The sequence below is a fragment of the Streptomyces sp. NBC_01485 genome, from assembly GCF_036227125.1.
In the GTDB taxonomy this organism is placed as follows: domain Bacteria; phylum Actinomycetota; class Actinomycetes; order Streptomycetales; family Streptomycetaceae; genus Streptomyces.
This window is the reverse complement of sequence record NZ_CP109435.1, coordinates 7,482,460-7,492,283: the sequence shown is the minus strand read 5'-3', so window position 1 is coordinate 7,492,283 and position 9,824 is coordinate 7,482,460. Positions and strand designations below refer to the sequence as shown.

Sequence of the window (9,824 nt, the reverse complement as noted above, 5' to 3'; positions counted from 1 at the left end):
TCAGGGTGTGCCGGGGTGGTCGTCGAGGCCCAACTGGCCTTCGATGAAGGCGAAGACCTCGGCCGCGTCGGCGTCCTGGAGCCGTTCGACGACGTCCGCCGAGTTGTCGTTGTCGTGGCGGCCGCTGTCCGCCCGGCGTGCGGCGCTGCCGCCGCCCGAGAGGCGGCTGAGAACCGCGCCGAGCCGGACCGCGACCAGGGAGCGCGTGTCGTCCTGCTCGGGCGGCAGCGCGTCGAGGGCGCCTTCGAGCCGGTCGAGTTCGGCCAGCAGGGTGTCGAGGCCGCCGACGGTGTCGGTGGACAGTTCCTGGCTGAGGTACGCGGCCAGGGCGCCGGGGTTGGGGTGGTCGAAGACGAGGGTGGTGGGCAGATCGAGGCCGGTCGCCGCGCCGAGTTGGTTACGCAGCTCGACGGCGGTCAGGGAGTCGAAGCCGAGATCCTTGAAGGCGCGGGCGGAGGGCACGCCGTCCGCCGAGCCGTGGCCGAGGACCAGGGCGACCTGGCCGCGGACCAGGGTGAGCAGGGCCTCGTCGCGTTCGCGTGGCGACAGCGCGGCGAACGAGGCGCGTTCGGCCAACGGCGCTTGGGCGGACGCCGCCGCGGCGGCGGTCTGTTCCAGTGGCTGCCGGGCCTCGGGGAGCCGGTCGAAGAGGCGGCTGCGGCGGGTGGAGGTGAAGCCGGGGGCGAAGCGCTGCCATTCGATGTCGGCGACCACGAGCAGCGGTTCCTCGTCGTCGAGGGCACTGCGCAGGGCCGCGGAGGCCGAGCGTGGGTCCATCGGCGGCAGGCCGATGCGCCGGCTGCGTTCCTGCACCAGGCCGTTGTCGGCCGCCATGCCGCTGTCGGCCCAGGGGCCCCAGGCGAGCGCCGTGCCGGGCAGGCCGAGCGCGCGGCGGTGCCGGGCGAGGGCGTTGAGGTAGGCGTTGGCGGCGGCGTAGTTGGCCTGTCCCGCCCCGGCGAACGTACCGGCGACCGACGAGAACAGCACGAACGAGGTGAGCTGGTGGTCGAGGGTGAGTTCGTGCAGGTTGGCGGCCGCGGTCGCCTTGGAGCGCAGCACCGTGTCGAGCCGGGCGGGGGTCAGGTGGTCGGCGACGCCGTCGTCGAGGACTCCCGCGGTGTGGATGACGGAGGTCAGCGGGTACTCGTCGGGGATCTCGGCGAGCAGCCGGGCCAGCGCCTGGCGGTCGGTCACGTCGCACTGCGCCACGGTCACCGCGCAGCCGCGCCCGACGAGTTCGGCCAGCAGTTCCGAGGCGCCCGGGGCGGCGGTGCCGCTCCGGCTGACCAGCAGCAGGTGCTCGGCGCCGTCGCGGGCCAGCCAGCGGGCGGTGTGGCCGCCGAGTGCGCCGGTGCCGCCGGTGATCAGGTACGTACCCGGCCGGACGGCGGGCTCCTCGCTGCCGGTGGCCGCCTCGACGCGGTGGGCCCGTTCCAGCCGCCGGACGTGTACGCCGTTGTCGCGGATGGCGAGCTGGTCCTCGCCGTCCGGGTGGGCGAGCAGTCGGCACAGTTGGTCGGCGGCGGTGTCGGTGAGCGTGGCCGGCAGGTCGACCAGCCCGCCCCAGAGCTGCGGCGACTCCAGGGCGACGGCCGTGCCCAGGCCCCACACCTGAGCCTGCGCGGCGCTGGTGAGCCGGTCGGCGGCGGTCACGGCGACCGCGTCCCGGGTGACGCACCACAGGGGTGCGGCGGGCCCCTCGCGCAGGACGTGCAGCAGGGCGAGGGTGGCGGCCAGTCCGGAGGGTACGGCCGCGTGGCACGGGTGCGGCTCGTCGGCCAGCGCCAGCAGCGACAGCACACCGGCGAAGCGTGGCGCGGCGGCACCGCTGTGTCCCGCTCCTGATGCGAGTCCTTCGTGCACTGCCTCTCGCGCGTGCCCTGCGTCTCGCGCTGCCCCGCCGAACGCGTGCAGCCGCTCGGCGATCACGCCGCTGCTGTGGCGTTCCCGCTCGGTCAGCGGCAGCTCGGCCAGGGTCGCCCCGGCCCGCCGAAGAGCGGCCCGGCACGCGATGACGAGCGGGTCGTCGATCAGCTCGGCGGGCAGGGCCAGCAGCCAGGTGCCGGTCAGCCGACGGGCCGCGGGCCGGTCGGCCGGACGCCAGGCGATGCGGTAGCGCCAACTGTCGGTCACGGCCCGGCACGCCTGGCGCCGACGCCAGCGGGACAGCGCGGGCAGCAGTTCGGTCAGGCCGCTGGCCTTCGCCCCCGCCCCCTCTTCCGCGCCGTCGAGCCCCTCGAGCCCGATGGTCTCCGTAAAGGCCTTGAGGTCTTCGCGTTCGACGGCTTCCCAGAACCTCCGGTCGACCTCACTGCCCGACGTGGCCGGTACGACGGTGTGCACCTCAGGCCAGTAACGGCTTCGCTGGAAGGGATAGGTCGGCAGCTCGACCCGGCGTGCACCGGAGCCCGCGTAGTACGCCGACCAGTCCACCGCCACCCCGCGTACGTGCAGGGACGCGAGCGCGGACGCCACGCTGATGCCCTCGGCCCGGTCCCGGCGCAACACCGGTACGCACACCTGACCCGCGTCCAGGGACTGCAGGGCCGCAGCCGACAACACCCCGTCCGGGCCCACCTCCAGCAGCGTGCTCACACCCCGGCCCCGCAACGTCACGACCCCGTCCCCGAAACGGACCGCCTCGCGGACGTGCCGGACCCAGTACTCGGGCGAGCACAGGTCTTCTTCTGCTGTGGCGATCTCGCCGGTCAGGTTCGACACGAGCGGGATACGGGGGGGCTCATAGGTCAGGCTCTCGGCCACGCGGCGGAACTCCGCCAGCATCGGGTCCATCAATGGGGAGTGGAATGCGTGACTGACCGTCAACTGCTTGACACGCAGGCCCTGTGCACGCCACTTCGACTCCAACTCCCCGACGGCTACGGCGTCACCGGACACCACGACCGACGACGGACCGTTGACCGCAGCGATCGCGACCCGCTCGCCCAGCTCAGGCAGTACGTCCGCCTCGGACGCCTCCACCGCCAGCATCGCACCGCCCTCAGGCAGCGCGCCCATCAGCCGACCACGCGCAGCCACCAACGTGCACGCGTCGTCCAAGGACCACACACCCGCCACATACGCGGCGGCAACCTCACCGATCGAATGCCCCGCCACGAAGTCCGGGACCACCCCCCACGACTCCAGCAACCGGAACAGCGCCACCTCCACCGCGAACAACGCCGGCTGAGTGAACTCCGTCCGGTCGATCAACCCCCCACCCTCGAACAGCACCTCACGCAACGGACGATCCAACAATCCGTCGAAGCGCACACACACCTCGTCCAGCGCATCCGCGAACACGGGATACGCCTCGTACAACTCCCGCCCCGCACCCACCCGTTGGCTCCCCTGACCGGAGAACAGGAACGCCGTACGCCCTTCCGCAGGCGCGCCGGTGATCAGGCCCGGTGCCTGCCTGCCCTCGGCGAGGGCGGTCAGGGCGTCGACCAGTGCCGTCTGATCGTGGGCGACGACAGCGGCGCGGGTCTCCAGGGAGGCCCGGGTGGTGGCGAGCGAGAAGGCGATGTCGGCGCGGGTGTGCTCCAGGGAGTCGTGCGGCAGGGAGAGCAGGGCACGAGCCTGGTCGGCCAGGGCTTCGGGGGTGCGGGCGGACAGCAGCCAGGGGGCGTCGATCGGGCGACGCTGCTCGGCGTCCACCGTCACGGGCGATGGCGGGCGCTCCGGGGACTCCAGGATCACGTGGGCGTTGGTGCCGCTCACGCCGAACGACGACACGGCGGCTCGACGCGGCGTCGCGCCTTCCGGCCATTCCTGGGCCTGCGTCAACAACCGCACACCGCCCGACGACCAGTCCACGTGCGGGGTCGGCTCGTCCACGTGCAACGTGCGCGGAAGCACACCGTGCCGCATCGCCATGACCATCTTGATGATGCCCGCCACGCCCGCCGCCGCCTGCGTGTGGCCGATGTTGGACTTCACCGACCCCAGCCACAACGGACGACCGGCCTCCCGCCCCCGCCCGTACGTCGCCAGCAGCGCTTCCGCCTCGATCGGATCCCCCAACACCGTCCCCGTACCGTGCGCCTCCACCACATCCACCTCGGACCCCGACAGACCCGCCAGCGCCAACGCCCGCCCGATCACCCGCTGCTGCGCCGGACCCGACGGCGCCGTCAACCCATTCGACGCACCATCCTGATTCACCGCCGACCCACGCACCACCGCCAACACCTCATGCCCATTACGCCGCGCATCCGACAACCGCTCCACCAACAGCAGACCCACACCCTCACCCCACCCCGTACCATCCGCACCCGCCCCGAACGCCTTGCACCGGCCATCCGACGCAAGACCCCCCTGACGCGAGAACTCCACAAACGCACCCGGCGTCGACATCACCGTCACCCCACCCGCCAACGCCAACGAACACTCCCCCGAACGCAACGCCTGACCCGCCAGATGCAACGCCACCAACGACGCCGAACACGCCGTATCCACCGTCACCGCCGGACCCTCAAAACCAAACGAATACGCCAACCGACCCGACACCACACTCGCCGCATTACCCGTCAACACATGACCCTCAGCCCCACCCGCACCCAACGCCCCCAACAACGCCGCATAATCCTGACCGTTCGACCCCACAAACACACCCACCTCCTCACCCGACAACCCCACCGGATCAACACCAGCCCGCTCAAACACCTCCCAACCAACCTCCAACAACAACCGCTGCTGCGGATCCATCCCCAACGCCTCACGCGGCGAAATACCAAAGAAACCCGCGTCAAAACCGGCTACGTCACTCAGGAATCCGCCCTGTCCGGTGGCCGAGACGCCGGCTTCCACGAGGGCGCGGCCGTCCCAGCCACGATCGTCGGGGAAGCCTCCGAGGGCGTCGCCGCCGGAGGCGAGCAGCGTCCAGAAGTCCTCGGGCGAGGTCGCGCCGCCGGGGAAGCGGCAGGCCATGCCGACGATGGCGATGAGGTCGTCGTCGCCGTCCGTGGCGGTGCTGCGGGCGGCGAGCGGGGACGCGGTGGCAGGGGTGCCGCCGCTGAGGCGGTCAGCGAGGTAGCCGCCGAGGGCGGTCGGGGTGGGGTGGTCGAAGACGAGTCCGGCAGGCAGCTTCAGACCGGTCAACCGGGCGAGCCGGTTGCGCAGTTCAACCCCCGTGAGCGAGTCAAAGCCCAGCTCACGGAAGGCACGGGTCGGGACAACCGCGTCGGCGGATGCGTACCCGAGTATCAACGCGGCCTCGGTACGCACCAGTTCGGTGACCACTGCGGCACGTTCGCGGTCCGCGAGGCCGGACAACCGCTGTTCCCAAGCGGAATCCACGGATTCGGCCGCTCCTGTCCTGCCCGCGTCCGGCGGTGGGAGGAGCGTGGAGAGGAGGGGTGAGGGCCGTACAGCCGTGAAGGACGCGCCGAACCGCGCCCAGTCCACATCCGCCACCATCACCGAAGCAGCAGCACCCCGGGCCAGGCGGCCCAGCAACCCCACCGCACCCCCAGGCGCGAGCGGCGACAGACCACTCCGACGCATACGCCCCTCCACCAACCCCCCATCAGCCGCAAGCCCCACACCACCCCAAGGACCCCACCCCAACGACACCCCAGCCAGACCCACACCACGCCGAAACTCCGCCAGACCATCCAAAAACGCATTCGCCGCCGCGTAATTCCCCTGACCCGACGCACCAACACCACCCGACACCGACGAGAAAAGAACAAACGCCTCCAGACCCAGATCACGGGTCACCTCATGCAAATTCCACGCACCCACCGCCTTCGCCCGCCACACACCCCCCAACCGATCACCAGAAAGCCCCTCCAGAACACCGTCATCCAACACACCCGCCGCATGAACCACCGCAGTCAACGGACAGTCGGACGGAATACCCTCCACCACAGCCCGCAACGCCTCACGGTCCCCCACATCACACGCCACCACCGACACCGCCACACCCGACCCACCCAGCTCAGCCAACTCGGCCACCAACTCCGCCGCACCCGGCGCATCCACACCCCGACGCCCCACCAACACCAACCGCTCAGCACCATGCCCCACCAACCACCGCGCCACATGACCACCCAACCCACCCAAACCACCCGTCACCAACACCGTCCCCGACGGCACCCACCCACCAGACCCAGACACCCCAGACGACACAACAGGAGTACGGACCAGACGACGAACCAGCACACCCGACCCACGCACCGCAACCTGATCCTCAACCCCCTGCCCCACCACCCCGACCAACCGCCCAGCCGCCCGCACATCAAAAACCACAGGCACATCCACCACACCACCCCACCGCTCAGGCAACTCCAACGCAGCCACCCGACCCAAACCCCACACCCCACACTGAACCGGCGACACCAACCGATCCGAACCACCCACCGACACCGCCCCACGCGTCACACACCACAACCGCGCCCCCACACCCACATCCCCCAACCCCTGAATCAGTGCCAGGGATGCCGCGGGGCTGCCGTCGCCGACGCGCAGGTCCAGATCCAGATCCAGGTCCAGGAGCGACACCACGGCGTCGAACTCGGGCTGCTGCTCAACCGCGGCGGCCAGTGCCCGCGCGTACTGTTCCCGGTCGGGTGCGGCGGCGTCGAGGCGCACCACGACGACTCGCCGAGCGGCGGTCTCCAGAGCGGCCAGTACGGCGTCATGGTCGCCGACGGCGGAGTCCTGAGGGGCGACGACGAGCAAGTCGCCGGGGGCGGAGGGGTGGAGGGCGGCGGACGGCAGGGGCTGCCAGTGTTCCTGGTAGCACCACTGGTCGGCGGCGTCGGCGGCCTGACGCTGCCGTCGCCAGGACGCCAGGGCGGGCAGGACCTGGCTGGCGGGGCGGTCGCCGTCCAGACCGAGGGTGTCGAGGAGACCGTCCAGTTCGGCGCCTTCGACGGCTGCCCAGAACTCCTCGCCGACCGGGTCGGAGGCGCTCTGCCGGGGAGCGGCCGGGGCGGCTGCGGAGGTCATCCAATAGCGTCGGCGCTGGAAGGCGTACGTGGGCAGGTCCAGCGGTGCGGTGTCGGCGCCGGTCCCGGCGTACAGCGCGGGCCAGTCGACGGCCGCACCGTGGCAGAAGGCCTGCGCCGCCGAGGTGAGGAAGCGGCGGGCGTCGCCCTGGCCGCGACGCAGGGTGCCGATGGCGAGGGCGGTCGAGCCGACCGCGTCCAGGGTGTCCTGTACGGGTCCGCTCAGCACCGGGTGGGGGCTGGTCTCGACGAAGACCTGATGGCCGGCCGCCGCGAGCGCGGTGACGGCCTCCTGGAAGCGCACGGGGTTGCGCAGGTTTCCGTACCAGTAGGCGGCGTCGAGTTCGCCGTCGGCGACCCAGGCGCCGGTGTACGTCGACAGCATGGGGATGTCCGGCGCCTGCGGGGTGAGGCCGTCCAGAGCGGCGATGATCTCGTCCTTGACCGCTTCCACGACGGGCGAGTGCGAGGCGTACTCCATCGCCACCCGGCGGGTACGCAGGCCGCGTTCGGTGCATGCTGCCACGAAGTCGTCCAGTCGGCCGTTCCCGCCGGATACCACGACGGATTCGGGGCCGTTCACCGCGGCCACCACCGCGCCGTCGCCGAAGCCGGACAGTACGTCCTCGACCTCGGCGGTGCCGGCCTCGACGGACACCATCCAGCCGTTGTCCGTGAGCTTGGCCAGCACCTGCGCCCGTACGGCCGCGACCCGGGCGGCGTCCTCCAGGGACAGCGCGCCGGCCACGCAGGCCGCCGCGATCTCGCCCTGCGAATGCCCGACGACAGCCGACGGACGTACACCCACCGACCGCCACAACGCCGCCAGCGACACCATCACCGCCCACAGCACCGGCTGCACGACGTCCACCCGCTCCAACTCGGTGCCGTCGCCACCGTCGCCACCGAGGACACCGGTCAGCGACCAGTCCACGTACGGCGCCAGCGCGGCCTCGCACTCCGCGATCGCCGCCCCGAACACCGGTGACTCCGCGAGCAGTTCACGGGCCATGCCCGCCCACTGGCCGCCCTGGCCGGAGAAGACGAACACCACGCCGGAGCCCGCCGCCGCCCCGGTGACGACCTGGGGGGCCGCCGTGTCGGAGGCCAACGCCCGTAGTCCGGCGAGGCGTTCGGCCGGGTCGGCACCGAACACCACGGCGCGGTCGGCGAAGACGGCGCGCCGGGCCAGGGCGCGTCCGAAGGCCGCCGGATCCGGTGCGGCGTCGTCCACGTAGCCCGCCAGGTGATCCGCCAGGCGCTCCGCCTGGCCGGCCAGCGCGTCGGGGCCGTGGCCGGAGACCGGCCAGGGCAGGACGGCCGGATCGGCGAACGGGCGTGGGGGGACGGGCTGTTGCCCGGCCGCGGGGTCCGTCGGAGCCTGGTCGGTCGTGTCCTCGGCCGCCGGGGCCTGTTCCAGGATCATGTGCGCGTTCGTGCCGCTGATGCCGAAGGACGACACCGCCGCCCGGCGCGGGCGGCCCGTCTCGGGCCAGGGCGCCGACTCGGTCAGGAGTTCCAGGGCGCCCGCCGTCCAGTCGACGTGCGGAGTCGGTTCGTCCACGTGCAGGGTGCGGGGGGCCAGACCGGCGCGCATGGCGAGGACCATCTTGATGACGCCCGCCACGCCCGCCGCCGCCTGGGTGTGGCCGATGTTGGACTTCACCGAGCCCAGCAGCACCGGCCGGCCGTCCTCACGGCCCTGGCCGTACGTCGCCAGCAGGGCCTGCGCCTCGATGGGGTCGCCCAGGGCCGTACCCGTGCCGTGCGCCTCGATGACGTCGACCTGGTCGGCCGCGAGGCGGGCGTTGGCCAGGGCCTGGCGGATGACGCGTTCCTGGGCGGGGCCGTTGGGGGCGGTCAGGCCGTTGGAGGCGCCGTCCTGGTTGACGGCGGAGCCGCGCAGCACGGCCAGGACGCGGTGGCCGAGCCGCTGGGCGTCGGACAGCCGCTCCACGAGGAGCATGCCGACGCCTTCCGCGCTGCCGAACCCGTCGGCGCCGGCGGCGAACGCCTTGCAGCGGCCGTCCGAGGACAGGCCGCGCTGCTTGCTCAGTTCGGTGACGGTGCTGGGGTGGGTCATGACGGTCACGCCCCCGGCGAGCGCCATCGCGCACTCCTCGCCGCGCAGCGCCTGGACCGCGAGGTGCAGGGCGACCAGCGACGACGAGCAGGCGGTGTCGACCGTGACGGCCGGGCCCTCCAGGCCGAGGGTGTAGGCGATCCGGCCGGAGGCGGCGGAGGTGACGTTGCCCGTGAGCAGGTGGCCTTCGACGCCCTCGGGCAGCGGGTAGACGCCCGAGGTGTAGCCGCTGTAGGCGGCGCCGAGGAAGACGCCGGTGCGGCTGCCGCGCAGGGTGTGCGGGTCGAGCCCGGCGTGCTCCAGTGCCTCCCAGGAGGTCTCCAGCACCAGGCGCTGCTGGGGGTCCATGGCCAGGGCCTCGCGGGGGGAGATGCTGAAGAATCCGGCGTCGAAGTCGCCCGCGTCGTAGAGGAATCCGCCGGAGTCGGTGCACGCGGAGCCGGGCGCGCCCCCGTCGCCGTCACCATCACCCCCGTCACCATCGCCCCCGTCGCCGTCGACGCCGTCACCGGCCCCGGTAACGATGGACGGGCCGCCGAACACCTCGGCGGGCCAGCCCCGGTCGGTGGGGAACGGGCCGATCGCGTCCTTCTCGGAGACGACCAGCCGCCACAGCTCCTCGGGCCCGCCGACCCCGCCGGGGAAACGGCAGGCCATGCCGACGACGGCGATCGGCTCGCTCCCGGCCTCCTCGACCTGGCGCAGTCGCTGCCGGCTGCGCCGCAGGTCGGCGGTGACCCGCTTGAGGTACTCCCGGAGCTTCTCTTCGTTCTCCACGTGCTTCA

1 protein-coding gene is annotated in these 9,824 nt (G+C 72.2%); it reads right to left on the bottom strand.

What is annotated here, in order from left to right:
• Window positions 1-9,816: a type I polyketide synthase gene (locus OG352_RS33310; RefSeq protein WP_329222051.1), complete on the bottom strand. Its 9,816-nt coding sequence runs from the start codon at window positions 9,814-9,816 to the stop codon at window positions 1-3.
• Window positions 9,817-9,824 lie beyond the last annotated feature (8 nt).